Source organism: Phytoamicus setariae (assembly GCF_016722925.1).
GTDB lineage: Bacteria > Pseudomonadota > Alphaproteobacteria > Rhizobiales > Rhizobiaceae > Rhizobium_E > Rhizobium_E setariae.
This window is the reverse complement of the sequence record NZ_JAEQNC010000015.1, coordinates 24155-41893: the sequence shown is the minus strand read 5'-3', so window position 1 is coordinate 41893 and position 17739 is coordinate 24155. Positions and strand designations below refer to the sequence as shown.

The window sequence follows — 17739 nt, the reverse complement described above, 5'->3', positions numbered from 1 at the left end:
AACAAAAAAACTAGAGTACGATCATAGCCATGGCTGGGTTAACAGACGGTTTGGAAGCTCTGTCTGCGCGAAGGGAAATCGGTAAAATGCCCCGATCCCGATCCCGATCCGCTCTCGCTATCTCAGCACCAGCCATCCGGAAAGGATGATGATGGCCGCACCCAGCATCGTCGTCAGTTCGATCGGCGAGCCGAACAGCACCAGCCCGAAGGCGCTGCCCCAGATGATCTGACTGTACTGGAAAGGGGCGACAACCGATGCCTCGCCGACCCGGAATGCCTTCACCAGCAAGGTATGCCCGAGAAACAGGCAGAAGCCGCCGAGCATGAAGATCAGCAGGTCTTTAAGGTCAAGCGCCGGAAAGCCGCCGGCCCACGGCAGGAAACATCCCGCCATCAGCGCCAGAATGACGAGTGGCACTGCCGCCAGTGCCAGGTCGTCCTCATGCGCCTTGGTGCGGCGGAGCATCAGCAGCGTGATGGAGAATATCAGCGCCGAGAAAATTGCGGCAACATGGCCAAGCGCAATCTCGGACCGGCCGGGCTGCATGACCACGAGAACGCCCGCAAAACCGAGCGCAACGCCCAACGCACCCCACATGGACATCCGTTCGCCGAGGAAGATCACCGCCAGCACCGCCACCATGATCGGCGCGAGGAACGCGATCACATAGGCCTCCGCCAACGGCACCGTGGAAAAGGCGTAGTAGATGAGCAGCGTTTCGGTCGCCAGCAGGATGCCGCGGACGCTGGCAAAAAGCGGCGCCTTGGGAACAATCGCCGCGGCCTTGCCGGCAATCAAAGCCCAGGCTGCTATGAAAAGAACCGCATAGCTGGTGAGAACAAAGGTAACCTGAAAGACGCTGAACCGATCGCTCAACAACTTCACGGAGGCATCAGCGCCGGTAAAGATGGCAAATGACATGAGCGCGATAAGCGCTGCTGCCTTGTTGGCACTGCCGAACTGCATCCGAATCTCCCCCATGCTCGAACCCGACGGGGGTCTATCTCGTTCAAGTATCGGATGTACAGAGCAAAGACGACAACCGGAAACGGAAGCGCACGCTGGCCTGCCACTCCAGTGGGAGTCGCCGGCTCCGCTAGTTCACGTCATCTGGAAAATGAGGCAAAGCGGCAATTTCGATCCCCTCGTCGATCAGTGCCTCGGCTTCATCGACCGAAGCCTGGCCAATGATGCCGCGCGCCTCAGATTCACCATAGTGAATCTTGCGCGCCTCCTCGGGAAACTTCTCCCCGACATCCTCGGCATTTCGGCGGATCTCGCTGACCGCTTCCTTGATTTTTGCGATGACCTCGCGGCGTGAATTGTCCATCACCAGCGCTTTGATCTCGTCTTTCTGGCGTCCGGTCGTCACATTCGGAGCCATCAGCAGCTTGCCCACTTTCAACGAATTGCAATGCGGGCAGGATACATAGCCGCTTGCAGCCTGCTTGTCGAAGTCGGCGCTGGAAGCAAACCATCCTTCGAACTCATGGCCGTTGTCACATTGGAGCGAATAGCGGATCACTTTGTTTAGCCCACCATTTCGGCGAGTGGTGTCGAACGGACATCGAACTCGCGTGCATTCTTGAGATTGGGAATCTTCCGGCGCGCTACCGCGACGGCTGAAAGGTCCAGATCGGCAACGATGACCGCCTCGCCCGAACCCGATGCCTCCGCCAGAACCTTGCCCCAGGGATCGATAATCATCGAGTGTCCATAGGTTTCGCGGCCGTCTTCGTGAACCCCGCCCTGCGCGGCGGCAACGACAAAGACACCGTTCTCGATCGCCCGAGCACGCAGCAGGATATCCCAATGCGCTTCGCCGGTCTGCCGCGTGAAGGCGGCGGGCAGGCTGATGATCTCGGCGCCGGCGAGCGCTTCGGCACGGAACAGTTGCGGAAACCGAACATCGTAGCAGATGGCGAATCCGAGTTTTGCAAATGGCAGTTCGGCGATCCGTGCCTCGGTGCCCGGCCGGTATGTCGCGCTTTCGCGCCAGCTCTCGCCATTGTCGAGATCGACGTCGAACATGTGAATCTTGTCGTAGCGGCAGACGATCTTGCCGTCCGGTCCGAAAAGAAAGCCACGATTGGCGACCGCGCCGTCCTCGATGGCAATCGCCGTCGAACCGACATGGACGTGGATGCCGAGTTCGCGGGCAAGCGCCGCCCCCTTGGCGACGACGAGGTCGCTCTCCTCGGGCCGGAGTATTTCGGCAAATGCCTTGCGATCACGCAGAAGGGATCCCGTCATTTCCGGCGACTGGACATAGACGGCGCCGGCCGCGTGCGCCTGGCGCACCAGTGCCTCGAACCGCTCGACATTTCGGGCCGGGTCCATTCCGGAGCACATCTGTATCGCAGCAACCTTGGTCATCGTGTTCATGCCGCCAGCATCGGGTCGAGTTTGCCCGACCGTTCGAGTGCATGCAGATCGTCGCAACCGCCGATATGCGCTGCATCGATGAAGATCTGCGGGAAGGTGTTGCGGCCATGCGACTTGTCGATCATCTCGGCGCGCAGCTCCGGCTTGCCGGTCGCATCGTGCTCGATGTAGTCGACGCCCTTTGCTTCGAGCAACGACTTTGCCGCTGCGCAATAACCGCAGAACTGTCTGGTATAGATGATGACGGACGCCATTCTGTTCTCCGTTGAAGGCACGATCAGGACCTTTCAGCCTGTCATTTCAATTTCATATAGTGTCCGGCAGAGCTCTTGCAAAGGTCAAAACCGCAATGTCTGCAGCACCTGCCCGCCTGAGCGCGCGGGCGATGGCCGAGACCGTGGCTCCAGTCGTGTAGACGTCATCGATCAGCACAATCCGCTTTCCCATCACCTCTTGCTTGCCATTGACCGTAACGGTGAAGGCGCCGCGCACATTGTCCTCGCGACCCGCCCGCCCGAGCCCGACCTGGTGAGCAGTATTGCGCGTCCGGCGGACAGCCGTAGCCAACATCGGCTTGCCGGTCTGCCGGGAGACTGCGAAGGCCAGTTCCGCCGCCTGGTTGAACCGGCGCGACAGCAGGCGGCGCGTATGCAGCGGCACGGGTATGAGTACATCGCAATCGGCAAGCAGCTCCTTGCCGGCGCGCGCCATCCAGCCCGCCATCATCGGTGCCAGCTCCGTCCGGTCCCTGTACTTGAGCGCGTGCACCAGGGACCGCGCCGCGGCATCGAAAGCGCAGACCGAACGCAACCGATCGAACTCCGGCGGATTGGCGATCGCTTCCGCAGAAAGAAAGCCTTCGCCGAGATCGTGCGAAAAGGGGATGCCGAGCACCTGGCAGTAAGGTCGTTCGATGAAGGCGATGGACTGCCAGCAACGCTGGCAGACGGCGCCATGGCTTGCCAGCATGCGACCACAGCCCGCGCAAGCAGGCGGAAATAGAAAATCGCCGGCACGACGCAACATTGCGGCCAGATGGTCGACCGCAAACATCGCCTTTCCTTCGCTATCCGGCTGCTTCCCTGCGCCCATTTCTTGACATTAGCGCATGTTTGATGACTTTGCGACGGCGACATGAAAAGGCATCGAAGCGAATGGACATATTGATCGACCCCGAACTGGCGGTTGCCAGGCGCAAGCGGGCAGCTGCAAGCTACGAGCCGAAGGCCGGCTTCCTGATGGACATTGCCGCCGAGGAACTTGCCATGCGTCTGTCGGTGGTAGAGCGTCATTTCGATGACGCCGCCGAACTCTTCGGGGCGACGGGCGCTGTCGCGCGAGAGTGCCTGAAAACCGGCAAGATCGGCAACCTGACGGTCGTCGATGTCTTGCCGCGTGATGATGGCCGCGTCGTGGAAACTTTCGAGGACGTACCGCTCGAGCCCCGGTCGCAGAACCTGGTTCTGGCGCCGCTGTTCCTGCATTTGGTCAACGACCTGCCGGGCAGCCTGATCCGCATCCAGCGCAGCCTCAAAGCAGACGGGCTTCTGCTCGCTGCCCTGCCGGGCGCGGGCACGCTTGCCGAGCTCAACGATGTGCTGCTGAGCACCGAGACCCGCCTCTATGGCGGCGCAAGCCCCCGCGTCATTCCCTTCGGCGAAGTGCGCGCGATGGGCGGGCTGCTGCAACGTGCCGGCCTCGCCCTGCCGGTGGCCGATGTCGATAATTATACCGTACGCTATGATTCCCTGTTCGACCTGATGCGCGACCTGCGCGCCTTCGGCATGACCAACATGCTGAAAGCCCGCTCGTCGCGGCCGGTCTCGCGCCGCTTCTTTCTTGAGGCCGCCGAACTTTACCGCGAACGCTATTCAGATCCGGACGGCCGCATCCGCGCGACCTTCTCGATTATCTATCTCTCCGGCTGGGCGCCACACGAAAGCCAGCAGAAGCCGCTGAAGCCGGGGTCTGCCAAAGTCAGCCTCGCCGACGTCCTGAAGCCAAGATCGAACTGAACGAAAAAGCGCCCCGTAGGGCGCTTGTTCATACCTATTTGCCACAAGCGGCTGTCAGCAACCGTTGCGGTTGCGGTCCTGATCGATGATGCATACTTCACCGGGATTATCCTGAAGTACGCTACGGCGGATCGTGTAACGCTTTATCTTGCCGTCTTCGGTGGGAATCGATCCGGTCTTGATATCATCGTAGCCCATCGTGCTGGCTTCCATCCGATCCTTGTCGGTCGTGAGCAAGGGTGTCAGGATAAGAGACAGGGCAATAGCTGCGGTTCCGAACAGCAGCGCCATGTTGACGGCACCGATCCGATTGGATTTTTCGCCAACAAATTCCTGCTCGCCCGGCGATTTCCAGAATTCATCGTCCATTTTTTATCAACCCTGTAGTCATTCCAGTTTGGTTACCGGATTGATAATTGGCACAGGGTGCTAAACGAACTCTTAACAGATCGTTATTTCCGCATATTCATGGCAGAAGATCGACCAGAAATGGCACAAGCGGATCATCCGCCGGGGGCATCGGATAGTTGCGGAGATCCTTCGCCCGCACCCACTTGATCGCCTGCCCTTCAAGCCCGCGGGCGATGCCTTCGTAGCGGCGGCAGATATAGAGCGGCATCAGCAGATGGAAATCGTCATAGGTGTGACTGGCGAAAGTCAGCGGTGCAAGACACGCAACTTTCGTCTCCACGCCGAGCTCCTCGCGCAGCTCGCGGATCAGCGCCTCTTCCGGCGTCTCGCCAACCTCTACCTTGCCACCTGGAAATTCCCACAGTCCCGCCAGCGACTTGCCTTCCGGGCGCTGGCTGAGAAGAATTCTTCCATCGGCATCGATCAGCGCGCAGGCGGCGACCAGAAGCATGCGCTTGTTCGTCTCCGGCATGTCAGTCACCTCTCTGCCAGTAGGCGTAGTCATAGACCTTGGCAAAGCCGAGCCCCTCGTAAAGCGCAAGCGCCGCATGGTTTTCCGCGACCACCTGCAGCCAGCCGTAGCGTGCGCCACGCAGCTTTGCCCAGCGAAGTGCTGCGGTGACGATTTCCCGACCCAAACCCTGGCGACGCATGGCCGGCGCCACGACCAACTGCTGCAGCCCTGCCAGGTCATTGTCCTGTACACAGATACCCACGGCAGTCGGCCCTGCAGGGCCTTCCATCAGGAAAAGCCCGGCGGTCGGTTGGATGGAACTGATAATGCCGGCAAGAACGGGTGCCGTCGTTTCACGGTCGTCAATGCGCACGCAGGCTTCCGAAAAGCGCTGGATATCGCGGGTGGGCAGGTGATCCATGCCACCGCCAAGCTCGATCTTTTCGAGGTCTGCCGCCAGCACCAGCGTTTCGTGGCGACGTACCCAACCTTCACGCGTCAAGATTGCCGGCAATTCCGGCGGGCAAAGCGGTGACTGGCGGATTGCAGGTTTCAGCCCTTGCGCCTCGAATGCCGAACATGCCGCCAAGACCCGGGCAGGCATATTGTTTGCATCGAAAGGGTCCAGCGGCACGAGGCAGTTCAGTCGCTTGGAGGGATGGCCAGGCGTGAGGCGGAGTTGCCAGGCGCCGTCGAAAGTCACCTTCGAGGCCGGCCATGCGCGAAAGCCGGCCGCCTCCAGCCGCCGCACATATGGCAGCCGGGTTAAAGCAGTGTCAGCTACGGTAGTCGCCATTGATTTCGACATATTCCTTGGTGAGATCGCAGGTCCAGACGGTCGCCCGTCCCGTACCCAGGCGGAGATCGACTGTGACGGGTATCCGCGCTTCCTTCATGACCGCGCTTGCGGCTGCTTCCGAATAATCCGGATCACGCTCGCCGTCGACAGCGACGCGAACATTGCCGAAGCTGATGGCAAGCAGGTCACGATCGGCCGGCTCGCCCGCTTTGCCCACGGCCATGACGACACGGCCCCAATTGGCATCCTCGCCGGCGACCGCCGTTTTCACCAGCGGCGAATTGGCAATCGAAAGCGCGATCTTCTTGGCGCTCTCGTCGCTGGTCGCACCGGTGACAGTCACCTCCAGCATCTTGCGGGCACCTTCGCCGTCGCAGACGACCTGATGGGCAAGATCGAGCAGCAGACCGTCGAGCGCCTTGGCAAAATCGGCAAGCTCTGCTGCCGTGGCATTATCGATCTTCTTCTGCCCGCGTTTTGCGGCAGCCCCGGTGGCAAACAGCATCAAGGTATCGGACGTCGACGTGTCGCTGTCGACTGTTACCGAATTGAAGCTCGGACCGACACCTTTCGAAAGTAGCGCCTGCAACGCACCCGGCGCAATATCCGCATCGGTGACGACAAAGGAAAGCATGGTGGCCATATCAGGCGCGATCATGCCCGCACCCTTGGCGATACCGTTGATGGTCACCGTCACGTCGCCGATCTTGGCGGAACGCGTCGCCACCTTCGGGTAGGTATCGGTGGTCATGATGGCCTTGGCGGCCTCGAACCAGAAATCGCCGGTCGCGCGGCCGTTCATGTCGCCCAGCACGCCGGCAAACTTGGTGGCGTCGAGCGGCTCCCCGATCACGCCGGTCGAAGCGAGATAGACATCGCTCATCGCGCATCCCACGGCTTCGGAGGCGGATTTCGCCGTCAGCTCCGTCGCGGCCTTGCCCTTCTTGCCAGTGAAGGCATTGGCGTTGCCCGAATTGACGACGACGGCGCGCGCACGGCCAGACGGCAGGTTCTGGCGGCAGAAATCGACTGGAGCCGATGGGCACTTGGAGCGGGTGAACACCCCGGCAACGCTGGCGGGCTCATCGAACACCATCAACAGCACGTCAGTGCGGTTCTTGTACTTGATTCCGGCTTCGGCGGTGGCCATGCGGACGCCGTCGATGGCGGGCATCTCGGCGAAGGATTTCGGAGCGAGGGGGGAGACGGCGTGCGACATGGTGACCTCATTTCAGGACGCTGATTGTCCCATAGCAAGGTTTGAACGTGACATGGTGATGACTTGAAAGGCCGCCTGTTGGGGCGGCCTTTGCGAAGTGGCTTACTTGGCAGGCGCCTTGTTGGCCTCGTCATAACCCTTCTTCAGGGCGGGATCGAGGATCTCGATCTTGGCAGAGTCCTTGGACGCCTTCAGAAGTTCCATGTACTTGTCGCGCATGATCATCTGGCGAACCTGGTCCTTGACCTGATCATAAGGGGGCGGAGGCGCATCGCGCTTGTCTTCGACCTTGATGACATGGAAGCCGAACTGGGTCTTGATCGGCGTCTTGGAAACGTCGCCCTTGTTCATCTCGAAGGCTGCCGCTTCGAATTCAGGCACCATCTGGCCCTTGCGGAAATAGCCGAGGTCGCCGCCATCCGACTTGTTCGGATCGGTAGACTTCTCTTTGGCAAGTTCGGCAAAATCCTTGCCTTCGCCGAGCGCCGCGATCACTGCCTTGGCCTCATCCTCGGTCTTGACCAGGATATGGCGGGCGTGAACCTCCTGCTGCTTCGGCATGCCGGCAACTTCCTTGTCGTAGCGAGCCTTGACCTCGGCATCGGTCACCACGTCGACGACATGCTTCTTGAAGTAGGCATTGTGCAGTTCGCGATCGAGAATGAACTGCAGCCGGGTCTTGAACTCTTCGGTCTCGTCGAGCTTCTCGGCTTTCGCCTTGACGGCGATCAGCTTGGAGTCGATCACCGCAGTCAGGGCCGCGAGTTGCTTCTGCTCCGGCGGCAGCTGCGCCAGCTGCGGATCAATGTTGCCCTCGGCCAGATCCAGGTCCGATTTCTTGACGTCGACGCCATCGACGGTGGCGACTACGGGGTCCTTGACGTCCTCGGCCGAAGCCGCCTGGGACAGGGCCATCAGGGCGGTCAAAGCAGTCGCTGCAAGCAGGCCTTTGCGAAACATCTTATCACCATCTCGAACAATTTCGTTTTTCGGGTTCGGGATTTGCATTTTTCAGGTCAAAACGCAATCAGAAAAGCGGCCGTTCGACCGGTTCGAGTTGACATGAACATTGCCCACTCTTATCTGTCTCGCAGTTTTGCGCACACGAATAGTTCGGCGCGGAGGAACGTTTACTCGCAGATTTGCTTGAATCTCCGACACGTTTGAACAAACGTACTAAGATTAGAAAGGACCATAGAGATGGTCAGTCTAGGCGGCCTCGCCCGCAAACTGTTTGGCTCTTCCAACGATCGCCGCATCCGTTCACTTTCGAGCCGCGTCGACGAGATCAATGCGCTGGAGCCTCAGACCAAGGCTCTGACGGATGAGCAGCTGAAGGCAAAGACGGCGGAATTCCGCAAGCAGCTGGCTGAAGGCAAGTCGCTGGACGACCTGCTCGTGCCCGCTTTTGCTGTGGCCCGCGAAGCCGCGCGCCGCGTGCTCGGGCTTCGTCCCTTCGACGTGCAGCTCAAGGGCGGCATGATCCTGCATGAGAAGGGCATCGCCGAAATGAAGACCGGCGAAGGCAAGACGCTGGTCGCGACCTTGCCCGTCTATCTCAACGCCCTGTCCGAAAAAGGCGTCCACGTCGTCACGGTCAATGATTACCTCGCCCAGCGCGACGCCGCGACGATGAGTAGAGTCTATGGCTTCCTCGGCTTGACCACCGGTGTCATCGTGCACGGTCTGGACGACGACCAGCGCCGCACGGCCTATGCCTGCGACGTGACCTACGCCACCAACAATGAACTCGGCTTCGACTATCTGCGCGATAATATGAAGTTCGAAAAGGACCAGATGGTCCAGCGCGATCACAACTACGCGATCGTCGACGAAGTGGACTCGATCCTGGTCGACGAAGCGCGGACGCCGCTGATCATTTCCGGCCCGCTGGACGACCGCTCCGAGCTTTACAACACCATCGATGCCTTCATCCCGATACTGGAGCCGTCCGACTACGAGCTCGATGAAAAGCAGCGCTCGGTCAATTTCTCCGAGTCCGGCACGGAAAAGCTCGAGAATTTGTTGCGGGCCGCCGGCCACCTGAAGGGCGAATCCCTCTACGACGTCGAAAATGTGGCGATCGTCCACCACGTGAACAACGCGCTCAAGGCGCACAAGATGTTCATGCGCGACAAGGACTACATCGTTCGTAACGGCGAAGTGGTGATCATCGACGAGTTCACCGGCCGCATGATGCCAGGCCGCCGTTTCTCGGAAGGCCTGCACCAGGCGCTCGAAGCCAAGGAAAAGGTACAGATCCAGCCCGAAAACCAGACGCTCGCCTCGATCACCTTCCAGAATTACTTCCGCATGTACAACAAGCTGTCCGGCATGACCGGCACGGCGTCGACCGAAGCAGAAGAATTCGGCAACATCTACGGCCTCGACGTTGTGGAAGTGCCGACCAACCTGCCGATCAAGCGTATCGATGAAGACGACGAGGTCTATCGGACCGTCGAGGAAAAGTACCAGGCGATCATCGCCGACATCCTCGATTCGCATAAGCGCGGCCAGCCGGTGCTCGTCGGCACCACCTCTATCGAAAAGTCGGAATATCTTGCCGACCGGCTGCGCAAGGAAGGCTTCAGCGACTTCCAAGTCCTCAACGCCCGCTACCACGAGCAGGAAGCCTTTATCGTCGCACAGGCCGGCGTTCCGGGCGGGATCACCATCGCCACCAACATGGCCGGTCGCGGTACCGACATCCAGCTCGGCGGCAACGTCGACATGCGAATTGCCCAGGAACTTTCCGACGTCGAGCCGGGTCCGGAACGCGATGCGCGCGAAGCCGCAATCCGCGAAGAAATCGCCGTACTGAAGCAAAAGGCGCTCGACGCCGGTGGTCTCTACGTTCTGGCCACCGAACGGCATGAAAGCCGTCGCATCGACAACCAGCTGCGTGGCCGTTCCGGCCGTCAGGGCGATCCCGGCCGTTCGAAGTTCTTCCTGTCGCTGCAGGATGATCTCATGCGCATCTTCGGTTCCGAGCGCATGGATTCGATGCTGGTGAAGCTCGGCCTCAAGGAAGGCGAAGCTATCGTCCATCCGTGGATCAACAAGGCGCTTGAACGCGCCCAGAAGAAGGTCGAAGCGCGCAACTTCGATATCCGCAAGAACCTTCTGAAGTATGACGACGTTCTCAACGACCAGCGCAAGGTGATCTACGAACAGCGCCTCGAGCTGATGGAAGCCGAGAGCATGACCGAGACCATCGAGGACATGCGCGACGAGGTCATCCAGGTTCTTACCGGCAAGCATATTCCCGAACGGGCCTATGCCGAACAATGGGATGTCAAGGCGCTTCGCGAAGACATCCTGCAAAGCCTCAATCTCGACCTGCCGATCGAGGAATGGGCTGCCGAGGAAGGCATTGCCGAAGACGATATCGTCAACCGCATCAAGGCCGCAGCCGACCAGGAAATGAAGGAAAAGGCCGAACGTTTCGGCCCGGAACTCATGGCTTATGTCGAGCGTTCGGTGCTGCTGCAGACGCTCGACAACCTTTGGCGCGAGCATATCGTCAACCTCGAACACCTGCGTTCGGTCGTCGGCTTCCGCGGTTATGCCCAGCGCGATCCGCTGCAGGAATATAAGCAGGAAGCGTTCGAACTCTTCCAGGCGCTGCTTGCCAATCTCCGCAACACGGTCGTCGGTCAATTGATGCGCGTCGAGCTTGCCCATCAGGCTCCAGCGCCGGACGAGCTGCCGTTCATGGCCGGCCATCACATCGATGCCACCACAGGCGAAGACGATTTCGGCGAGGGTTACCCAATCGGCAGCTTCGCGGCGACCGAGGTCAAGCGCGATCCGGCAGATCCTTCGACGTGGGGCGAAGTCGCCCGCAACGAGCCTTGTCCGTGCGGTTCCGGCAAGAAGTACAAGCACTGCCACGGCGCCTACCAGACAGCCTGAGACAGGCACTTACCAACGCAATGCCCCGGACAATCTCCGGGGCATTTTCATATCAGCAGTATCTTTCTGGACTGAATTGGGGCCTTGGACCTCAAGCCCTCGCCCGCTCCTCGGGAGTCGGCGCTTCGAGCGTGTCGATCTTGCGCAACGATGGAAACCAGCGCGCCCAGGCAATGGAAACCGCAAGCGTGCCAATCCCCCCGATCACCACGGCCGGCACTGCACCAAACGCCCAGGCCATGAAGCCCGCCCGTGTTTCGCCGAGTTCGTTGGACGCGCCGACAAACACCGAATTGACAGCGTTGACACGACCGCGCACGTCGTCGGGCGTCCACAATGCAATCAGCGTCTCGCGGACATAGACCGAGATCATGTCGCCCGCGCCCATGACCGCAAGCGCCAGTATCGACAGCCAGGCAGTTTGCGACAAGCCGAACACCAGAGTTCCGATTCCGAATACGGCCACGCCGATGAACATTTTCACGCCGGAATGCTGTTTGATCGGAAATGTCGCCAGCCAGATCGCCATGGCGATGGCGCCGACGCCCGGGGCCGCGCGCAGAAGTCCGAGACCCAAAGGCCCGAGCACAAGGATCTCGGAGGCAAAGATCGGCATCAGCGCCACCGCTCCTCCGAGCAGCACGGCAAACAGATCCAGGGATATCGCCCCGAGCACGACCTTCTCACGGCTGATGAACTCGAAGCCGGCCAGGACATAGGCCCAGCTCTTTGGTTCAGACACCGTTCGTTGTGCGGGCTTGGGTATCATGAAGACCAGCAGCGCCGCGCCGATCATGAAGGCGAGCGCCACCGAATAAGCCACGCTGGCACCGACGCCGAACAGCAAGCCACCGGCGACCGGGCCGATGATCGACGCCGTCTGCCATGAGGACGAATTCCAGGCAAAGGAATTGGCCAGATCTTTCTCCGGCACCAGGTTGGGAGCGAGCGACTGCACCGCCGGCCCCATGAAGGCCCGCTCGATGCCGAAGATCGTCAGGATGATCAGCACGGGCAACGGCGAGAAAGTCTCCGTCAGAGTGAGGCACAGCAGCGCAAGTGCACAGACCGCACTGACGCTCAGGCAGATGCTGACGATCGCCCTTCGGTTATAGTGGTCGGCCACGAAACCGGTAACAAGGATCAGCAACAGCGCCGGCATGAACTGAACGAAGCCGATGGCGCCAAGATACAGGGCGTTGCCGGTGACGGCGTAGATCTGCCAGCCAACGGAGACGGAAATGATCTGGGTTGCGAAAGCGGCCAGGAACCGGGCGATAAAGAACAGGGTATAGGAGCGATGCCGGAATGCGGCAAAGCGGTCGTCCGCCTGGGTGATCGACATGGAAGGGGGATTCCTCGAAAAGATCCTCACGCCAACCGCAAATGGCCGTTAAGCATGACATTCGCGCGGTGCAACGCGCTCTTGCCCGATAAAGAGCCAATGATTACATGTCTGTCAACGTCCAAACGGAGACCAACATGATTCCGCTTCTCAATACGCTGATGTACGCGTTGAATATCTACATCTGGATCCTGATCGCGTCGGCGGTCTTTTCGTGGCTCTATGCCTTCAACGTCATCAACTCGCGCAATCAGTTCGTCAATTCCCTTGGCAGGTTCTTCTACGCCGTCACCGAGCCAGTGCTGAAACCGATCCGCCGCTACATGCCGGATCTTGGTGGCGTCGACATTTCCCCCATCATTGTCTTCATCATTATCTACCTGATCCAGCAGCTGATCGTCTACTACCTCTATCCGCTGGCAATGTGACGTTGGCCGTTCAGGCGCATGGCGACCATGTGCGGCTCACCGTGCGGCTGACGCCGAATGGCGGCCGCGATGCCATTGATGGCATTGAGGACGATGGCAGCGGCGGAACCTGGCTCAAGGCACGCGTCAGTGCAGTGCCGGAGGATGGCAAGGCCAACAAGGCGCTGATCGCGTTGATCGCCAAGCGTCTCGGCATCGCAAAATCTCTGGTTTCGATCGTCTCGGGCGAAACATCGCGTAAAAAAATCCTCCGGATCGCTGGCGACCCGGAGGATTTGCTTGTTCGTATAAAGTCGCTTTGATTACTTGGACTTTTCGGCCTTGGCGCGTTCGATCGCCTCGACGATCAGGCGGCGTGCGTCTTCAGCGCCCTTCCAGCCGAACAGCTTGACCCACTTGCCGGGCTCCAGATCCTTGTAGTGCTCGAAGAAGTGCTCGATCTGCTTGACGGTGATCTCCGGAAGGTCGGTGTATTCGAGCACCTTCTCGTAGCGCAGCGTCAGCTTCGGCGAGGGAACGGCGATGATCTTCTCGTCCTTGCCGGAATTGTCTTCCATCATCAGCACGCCGATCGGGCGCACATTGATGACGCAGCCCGGAACCAGCGGGCGGGTCGAAGCGATCAGCACGTCGATCGGATCGCCATCTTCGGAAAGCGTGTGCGGCACGAAACCGTAGTTGCCGGGATAGGTCATCGGCGTATAGAGGAAGCGATCCACCACCAGCGTACCGGCTTCCTTGTCCATTTCGTACTTGATCGGATGGCCGCCGACGGGCACTTCAACGATGACGTTGACATCTTCGGGTGGGTTTTTGCCGATGGAAATGGCGTCGATACGCATGTGGGCCTCCGTGTGCAGGAATTTTGCACTGCGATATAGGAACTCTCGGGCAAAGACAATATTGGACTTTAGCGCAAGTGGCCTTCCGACGGCAGGCCTGCGGCAAATTGGGTCGCGAGAATATCGCTCTGGTTAGGAACGTCTGATGTACGGATCAATCAGGGGTTTTGACATGGTACCGCGACTTGCAATTTTCGTCCTGCCGCTCCTCTTTCTGGCCCTGCCAGTCAAAGCGGCAGAAAGCGTCTACACCGACGTCGATCTCAAACATTGCAAGACGCTGGCGGCAAGCCAGCCTGGCGAGGACGGCGATTATGTGTCCATGAAATGCAAAGGCTACAAGGACTATGCGCTTTGGTTCAAGGAGGGCGACCTTCGCCAGAGCGTCTATTTCGGCCCCATCGGTCAGGACATCATCGACGAAGCCAACGAGACGTTCGAGGCCTTCAACCATATCGGAAAGCAGGTGGAATGGCGCCTTGGCGCGGATGGGGCGCCATTTGCTGCCATAGTGCGGTTCCACATCGAAAATCTGGATCCGAAGACTGGAGTGCCCAGCAAGGCGCGAGAGGGGCAGGTCCTGGTGGTTTCCCGCGTTGCGCAGCCATCGGATGGGCGTGGCTGCGTTATCGCCTATGTCGATGCCCGCGCCAATCCGCAGCCCAACGAGCTGGCGCGTGAAGCTGCCGGCAAGATGGCCGCTGGCTTTACGTGCGGCCGCGACAGGCCAATCTTCCACGGGCTAAGGGGCGCAACCTCGAACGAAGCCGTCTACGTCTTTCCATCCGTTGATGCGAAATAGAACCGTCAATTCGGCCAGATAAAGCCGAGTTTGCGCAACGACTTGCCGCCGAAGTCTTCCATCCCTTCGGCAATATCCATGCCGCCGGTTGCGCGGAAGAAGGTGACGGCATTTTCGCTGTCTTCCAGGCACCACGCAGCCAGACCGTTGAAGCCATAGCTTCGCAGAATGGCCCGGCATTCCCGGAACATATAGCCGCCCAGTCCGGTGCCCTGGAATTCAGGCAGGAGGTAGAGTTCGTAGATCTCGCCTTCCTGCTTGAGCGCTCTTGCCCTGTTGATGCCGATCGTCGCATAGCCGACGAGTCTTCCGGAGATTTCCACCACCAGCAGCGTCGAGGGGCCGTCGGCAGCGCGGCGCCACCAGCTTTCGCCGCGCTTCTCGAGCATTGCCAGCAGGCTCTTGTGGGGAATGAGACCGCTATAGGCCTGCAGCCACGATGCCCGATGGACATCCGCCACGGCACACGCATCGCGCGGCTCGGCCCGCCTGACCTCGATCGACAACGTCTTCATAACGCTATTTCACCCGTACGCTCGGAAACTGGAAGATGGCTCATCCCTCTTCAGGCAGTTTCCCACACATCATTTGCAGGATTTGCAAAATGTTAACGCCATTTTAACCGTAGCCGCAAGCAGCGCCGAGCGTCATCCAAATAAAAAACCCGGCCTTTCCAGCCGGGTTCTTGAGTTTAGGTGCCTGAAAGGCTTGCAATATCAGGCCGCACCGGCCGTACGCAGCTTGTCCTGGCGCTTGCGTTCGTTCGGATCGAGATACATCTTGCGCAGGCGAATCGACTTCGGCGTGACTTCCATCAGTTCGTCGTCCTGGATCCACGACAGCGCGCGGTCGAGCGTCATGCGAATCGGCGGGGTGAGCTTGACGGCCTCATCCTTGCCAGCGGCACGGATGTTGGTCAGCTGCTTGCCCTTGAGCACGTTGACTTCGAGGTCGTTGTCGCGGGAGTGGATGCCGATGATCATGCCGGCATAGACCTTCTCGCCCGGCTCGATGATCATCGGACCACGGTCTTCCAGGTTGAACATTGCATAGGCGACGGCTTCGCCCGAACCGTTGGCAAGCAGAACACCATTGGTGCGTCCGCCGATTGCGCCCTTGAAGGGCTGATAATCGTGGAACAGGCGGTTCATGATCGCGGTGCCGCGGGTGTCGGTGAGCAGTTCCGACTGGTAGCCGATAAGGCCACGGGTCGGTGCAAAGAACCGCAGGCGAAGGCGATTGCCGCCGGAGGGGCGAAGCTCGACCATTTCGGCTTTGCGCTCGGACATCTTCTGCACGACGACGCCGGAATGCTCTTCATCGACGTCGATGACGACTTCCTCGACCGGCTCCATCAGGGTACCGTTCTCATCCTTGTGCATGACCACGCGCGGACGCGAAACGGCCAGTTCGAAGCCCTCGCGGCGCATGGTTTCGATCAGAACAGCGAGCTGGAGTTCGCCGCGGCCGGACACGAAGAACGAATCCTTGCCTTCGGCTTCTTCAATCTTCAGCGCAACGTTGCCTTCAGCTTCCTTGAAGAGACGATCGCGGATAACGCGGCTGGTGACCTTGTCGCCCTCGGTGCCGGCAAGCGGGCTGTCGTTGACGATGAAGGACATGGTGACGGTCGGCGGATCGATCGGCTGGGCAACCAGCGGCTCGGTCACGGACGGATCGCAGAACGTGTCGGCGACCGTGCCCTTGGAAAGACCGGCGATGGCGACGATATCGCCAGCATGCGCTTCTTCGATAGCCGTGCGCTCGATGCCGCGGAAAGCCAGAATCTTGGAAATACGGCCGTTTTCGATCAGCTTGCCGTCCTGACCCAGAACCTTGACGGCCTGGTTCGGCTTGATCGAACCGGAATGGATGCGGCCGGTGATGATGCGACCGAGGAATGGGTTGGCTTCGAGGATGGTGCCGATCATACGGAACGCGCCGTCTTCCTCGCCGACGCTCGGCTCGGGCACGTGCTTCAGAACGAGGTCGAGCAGCGGCTCGAGACCTTGTTCCTTCGGACCTTCCGGATTGACGTTCATCCAGCCATCGCGGCCCGAACCGTAGAGGATCGGGAAGTCGAGCTGCTCATCTGTCGCGTCGAGATTGGCGAACAGGTCGAAGACTTCGTTGATGACTTCTTCGTGGCGGCCGTCCGGACGGTCGATCTTGTTGATTGCTACGATCGGGCGAAGGCCAACCTTGAGCGCCTTGCCGACCACGAACTTGGTCTGCGGCATCGGGCCTTCCGAGGAGTCGACGAGTACGATCGCGCCGTCCACCATCGACAGGATACGCTCGACTTCACCGCCGAAGTCGGCGTGGCCGGGCGTGTCGACGATGTTGATGCGGACACCCTTCCACTCCACCGAAGTCGCCTTGGCGAGAATGGTGATGCCGCGTTCCTTTTCGATCTCGTTGGAATCCATCATGCGTTCGGCAACGCGCTGGTTTTCCCGGAAAGAACCCGACTGTTTCAGCAGTTCGTCGACCAGTGTCGTTTTCCCATGGTCAACGTGTGCGATAATTGCAATATTTCGCATTTTCATGTTTTGAATCTCTGAGCTCTTGGCGCGGCAATGGCAGGCGGCGCCCAATTCGTTTGGCGGCCTCTTACCTGCTTTTTTGCGATTGCGAAAGAGAAAACGACGACAAAGTGCCGAACAGCCTCATTTTGCGGCCGATTTACTTGATCTCGACATGCCTGAACCAATGAAGAAACGGCGGCGCAGCGATCAATATCAACGCCGCGGCAGATGCGATGAATGCCATTGTCGGGCCTTCCGCATCGTCAGGTCCCAAGGCGTCCAGCAGCATCTGGTAGCCCAGAACGATCGTCAAAACGGCGATGACCGACAGCACCAAGCTTGCCTTCGCAGCCTTTTTCCAACGGGCGAAGCGCAGGATTATTCCGACGGTCAAAACCGAAAACGACACCGCACAGAGCGCGGCAATTACGAAAAGAGCCATCAACCAGCGGTCGGATGCAAACCCGAACCCTTGATCCACCCACTCCGAGAGCAGGAAGCAAAAGCCCGCCAATCCGATCAGACCCGGAACGAGCAGGATGGCAGCCAAACCGATCCTCAGGATGACAGGCATATTGCTCTTCCGGACAGAT

General features: G+C 59.7%; 20 protein-coding genes. 5 read left to right on the top strand and 15 right to left on the bottom strand.

Annotated features, from left to right (window positions below; translation table 11 throughout):
* Nucleotides 1-117 precede the first annotated feature (117 nt).
* The 5 genes from JJB09_RS22010 to JJB09_RS21990 form a co-directional block, all read right to left on the bottom strand.
* A complete protein-coding gene (locus JJB09_RS22010) occupies nt 118-969 on the bottom strand; it encodes a DMT family transporter (RefSeq protein WP_246748887.1) in 852 nt (283 codons plus the stop codon).
* Between the two features lie 130 nt (nt 970-1099).
* Nucleotides 1100-1528 (bottom strand): DUF1178 family protein, encoded by a 429-nt coding sequence (locus JJB09_RS22005; protein WP_201663240.1) that lies wholly within the window; start codon nt 1526-1528, stop codon nt 1100-1102.
* 5 nt (nt 1529-1533) lie between these two features.
* On the bottom strand, nt 1534-2379 hold the full coding sequence (locus JJB09_RS22000) for a carbon-nitrogen hydrolase family protein (protein WP_201663334.1): 846 nt from the start codon (nt 2377-2379) through the stop codon (nt 1534-1536).
* Between the two features lie 5 nt (nt 2380-2384).
* Nucleotides 2385-2642 carry a glutaredoxin 3 gene (gene grxC / locus JJB09_RS21995; RefSeq protein ID WP_201663239.1) on the bottom strand — a complete coding sequence of 86 codons (258 nt, stop codon included), beginning with the start codon at nt 2640-2642 and terminating at the stop codon, nt 2385-2387.
* 52 nt (nt 2643-2694) lie between these two features.
* Complete coding sequence (locus tag JJB09_RS21990) at nt 2695-3441, bottom strand: ComF family protein (protein WP_201663238.1); 747 nt, start codon at nt 3439-3441, stop codon at nt 2695-2697.
* Between the two features lie 101 nt (nt 3442-3542).
* Here JJB09_RS21990 and JJB09_RS21985 point away from each other — a divergent pair, with 101 nt between their 5' ends.
* Nucleotides 3543-4403 (top strand): SAM-dependent methyltransferase, encoded by an 861-nt coding sequence (locus JJB09_RS21985; protein ID WP_201663237.1) that lies wholly within the window; start codon nt 3543-3545, stop codon nt 4401-4403.
* 54 nt (nt 4404-4457) lie between these two features.
* Here JJB09_RS21985 and JJB09_RS21980 read toward each other — a convergent pair whose 3' ends face one another.
* From JJB09_RS21980 to JJB09_RS21960, 5 genes are all read right to left on the bottom strand, one after another.
* Nucleotides 4458-4772, bottom strand: coding sequence for a hypothetical protein (locus JJB09_RS21980; RefSeq protein ID WP_201663236.1), 315 nt, complete (start codon nt 4770-4772; stop codon nt 4458-4460).
* 97 nt (nt 4773-4869) lie between these two features.
* Nucleotides 4870-5286: an 8-oxo-dGTP diphosphatase MutT gene (gene mutT, locus JJB09_RS21975; protein ID WP_201663235.1), complete on the bottom strand. Its 417-nt coding sequence runs from the start codon at nt 5284-5286 to the stop codon at nt 4870-4872.
* Nucleotide 5287: 1 nt separating this feature from the next.
* Nucleotides 5288-6064, bottom strand: a complete 777-nt coding sequence (locus JJB09_RS21970) for a GNAT family N-acetyltransferase (RefSeq protein WP_201663234.1) — start codon at nt 6062-6064, stop codon at nt 5288-5290.
* Nucleotides 6045-7286: a bifunctional glutamate N-acetyltransferase/amino-acid acetyltransferase ArgJ gene (gene argJ, locus JJB09_RS21965; RefSeq protein ID WP_201663233.1), complete on the bottom strand. Its 1242-nt coding sequence runs from the start codon at nt 7284-7286 to the stop codon at nt 6045-6047. The genes JJB09_RS21970 and argJ overlap by 20 nt, the downstream gene beginning before the upstream one ends.
* A gap of 102 nt (nt 7287-7388) precedes the next feature.
* A complete protein-coding gene (locus tag JJB09_RS21960) occupies nt 7389-8246 on the bottom strand; it encodes a peptidylprolyl isomerase (protein ID WP_425523762.1) in 858 nt (285 codons plus the stop codon).
* A gap of 240 nt (nt 8247-8486) precedes the next feature.
* Here JJB09_RS21960 and secA point away from each other — a divergent pair, with 240 nt between their 5' ends.
* On the top strand, nt 8487-11201 hold the full coding sequence (gene secA, locus JJB09_RS21955) for a preprotein translocase subunit SecA (protein ID WP_201663232.1): 2715 nt from the start codon (nt 8487-8489) through the stop codon (nt 11199-11201).
* Between the two features lie 91 nt (nt 11202-11292).
* On the opposite strand, the gene JJB09_RS21950 is transcribed toward secA, so the two are convergent.
* Nucleotides 11293-12546, bottom strand: a complete 1254-nt coding sequence (locus tag JJB09_RS21950) for an MFS transporter (protein ID WP_201663231.1) — start codon at nt 12544-12546, stop codon at nt 11293-11295.
* Between the two features lie 137 nt (nt 12547-12683).
* Here JJB09_RS21950 and JJB09_RS21945 point away from each other — a divergent pair, with 137 nt between their 5' ends.
* The gene (locus JJB09_RS21945) at nt 12684-12974 is read left to right on the top strand and encodes a YggT family protein (RefSeq protein WP_246748885.1); all 291 of its coding nucleotides are present in this window, start codon (nt 12684-12686) and stop codon (nt 12972-12974) included.
* Nucleotides 12971-13276, top strand: coding sequence for a DUF167 family protein (locus JJB09_RS21940; protein ID WP_201663229.1), 306 nt, complete (start codon nt 12971-12973; stop codon nt 13274-13276). Before JJB09_RS21945 ends, JJB09_RS21940 begins: the two co-directional genes overlap by 4 nt.
* Here JJB09_RS21940 and ppa read toward each other — a convergent pair whose 3' ends face one another.
* Nucleotides 13277-13816, bottom strand: a complete 540-nt coding sequence (gene ppa / locus JJB09_RS21935; RefSeq protein WP_201663228.1) for an inorganic diphosphatase — start codon at nt 13814-13816, stop codon at nt 13277-13279. It lies immediately after the preceding gene.
* A gap of 172 nt (nt 13817-13988) precedes the next feature.
* Between ppa and JJB09_RS21930 the strand changes: the two genes are divergently transcribed.
* Entirely contained in the window at nt 13989-14618 is a 630-nt protein-coding gene (locus tag JJB09_RS21930; protein WP_201663227.1) for a hypothetical protein, read from the top strand.
* A 5-nt stretch (nt 14619-14623) separates the two neighbouring features.
* Here the strand turns inward: JJB09_RS21930 and JJB09_RS21925 are convergent, their stop codons facing one another.
* From JJB09_RS21925 to JJB09_RS21915, 3 genes are all read right to left on the bottom strand, one after another.
* Nucleotides 14624-15133 carry a GNAT family N-acetyltransferase gene (locus tag JJB09_RS21925; RefSeq protein ID WP_201663226.1) on the bottom strand — a complete coding sequence of 170 codons (510 nt, stop codon included), beginning with the start codon at nt 15131-15133 and terminating at the stop codon, nt 14624-14626.
* Nucleotides 15134-15334: 201 nt separating this feature from the next.
* On the bottom strand, nt 15335-17167 hold the full coding sequence (gene typA / locus JJB09_RS21920; RefSeq protein WP_201663225.1) for a translational GTPase TypA: 1833 nt from the start codon (nt 17165-17167) through the stop codon (nt 15335-15337).
* Between the two features lie 136 nt (nt 17168-17303).
* The gene (locus tag JJB09_RS21915; protein ID WP_201663224.1) at nt 17304-17720 is read right to left on the bottom strand and encodes a hypothetical protein; all 417 of its coding nucleotides are present in this window, start codon (nt 17718-17720) and stop codon (nt 17304-17306) included.
* Between the last annotated feature and the right edge of the window lie 19 nt (nt 17721-17739).

What these genes read in the sequence shown, in the direction of transcription:
- JJB09_RS21915 (WP_201663224.1), bottom strand. Translation starts at nt 17,720, where the DNA reads ATGCCTGTCATCCTGAGGATCGGTTTGGCTGCCATCCTGCTCGTTCCG.
- JJB09_RS21950 (WP_201663231.1), bottom strand. Translation starts at nt 12,546, where the DNA reads ATGTCGATCACCCAGGCGGACGACCGCTTTGCCGCATTCCGGCATCGC.
- argJ (WP_201663233.1), bottom strand. Translation starts at nt 7,286, where the DNA reads ATGTCGCACGCCGTCTCCCCCCTCGCTCCGAAATCCTTCGCCGAGATG.
- typA (WP_201663225.1), bottom strand. Translation starts at nt 17,167, where the DNA reads ATGAAAATGCGAAATATTGCAATTATCGCACACGTTGACCATGGGAAA.
- JJB09_RS21970 (WP_201663234.1), bottom strand. Translation starts at nt 6,064, where the DNA reads ATGGCGACTACCGTAGCTGACACTGCTTTAACCCGGCTGCCATATGTG.
- JJB09_RS22010 (WP_246748887.1), bottom strand. Translation starts at nt 969, where the DNA reads ATGCAGTTCGGCAGTGCCAACAAGGCAGCAGCGCTTATCGCGCTCATG.
- JJB09_RS21925 (WP_201663226.1), bottom strand. Translation starts at nt 15,133, where the DNA reads ATGAAGACGTTGTCGATCGAGGTCAGGCGGGCCGAGCCGCGCGATGCG.
- grxC (WP_201663239.1), bottom strand. Translation starts at nt 2,642, where the DNA reads ATGGCGTCCGTCATCATCTATACCAGACAGTTCTGCGGTTATTGCGCA.
- JJB09_RS21990 (WP_201663238.1), bottom strand. Translation starts at nt 3,441, where the DNA reads ATGTTTGCGGTCGACCATCTGGCCGCAATGTTGCGTCGTGCCGGCGAT.
- ppa (WP_201663228.1), bottom strand. Translation starts at nt 13,816, where the DNA reads ATGCGTATCGACGCCATTTCCATCGGCAAAAACCCACCCGAAGATGTC.
- JJB09_RS21930 (WP_201663227.1), top strand. Translation starts at nt 13,989, where the DNA reads ATGGTACCGCGACTTGCAATTTTCGTCCTGCCGCTCCTCTTTCTGGCC.
- JJB09_RS21985 (WP_201663237.1), top strand. Translation starts at nt 3,543, where the DNA reads ATGGACATATTGATCGACCCCGAACTGGCGGTTGCCAGGCGCAAGCGG.
- mutT (WP_201663235.1), bottom strand. Translation starts at nt 5,286, where the DNA reads ATGCCGGAGACGAACAAGCGCATGCTTCTGGTCGCCGCCTGCGCGCTG.
- secA (WP_201663232.1), top strand. Translation starts at nt 8,487, where the DNA reads ATGGTCAGTCTAGGCGGCCTCGCCCGCAAACTGTTTGGCTCTTCCAAC.
- JJB09_RS21960 (WP_425523762.1), bottom strand. Translation starts at nt 8,246, where the DNA reads ATGTTTCGCAAAGGCCTGCTTGCAGCGACTGCTTTGACCGCCCTGATG.
- JJB09_RS21980 (WP_201663236.1), bottom strand. Translation starts at nt 4,772, where the DNA reads ATGGACGATGAATTCTGGAAATCGCCGGGCGAGCAGGAATTTGTTGGC.
- JJB09_RS21945 (WP_246748885.1), top strand. Translation starts at nt 12,684, where the DNA reads ATGATTCCGCTTCTCAATACGCTGATGTACGCGTTGAATATCTACATC.
- JJB09_RS22000 (WP_201663334.1), bottom strand. Translation starts at nt 2,379, where the DNA reads ATGACCAAGGTTGCTGCGATACAGATGTGCTCCGGAATGGACCCGGCC.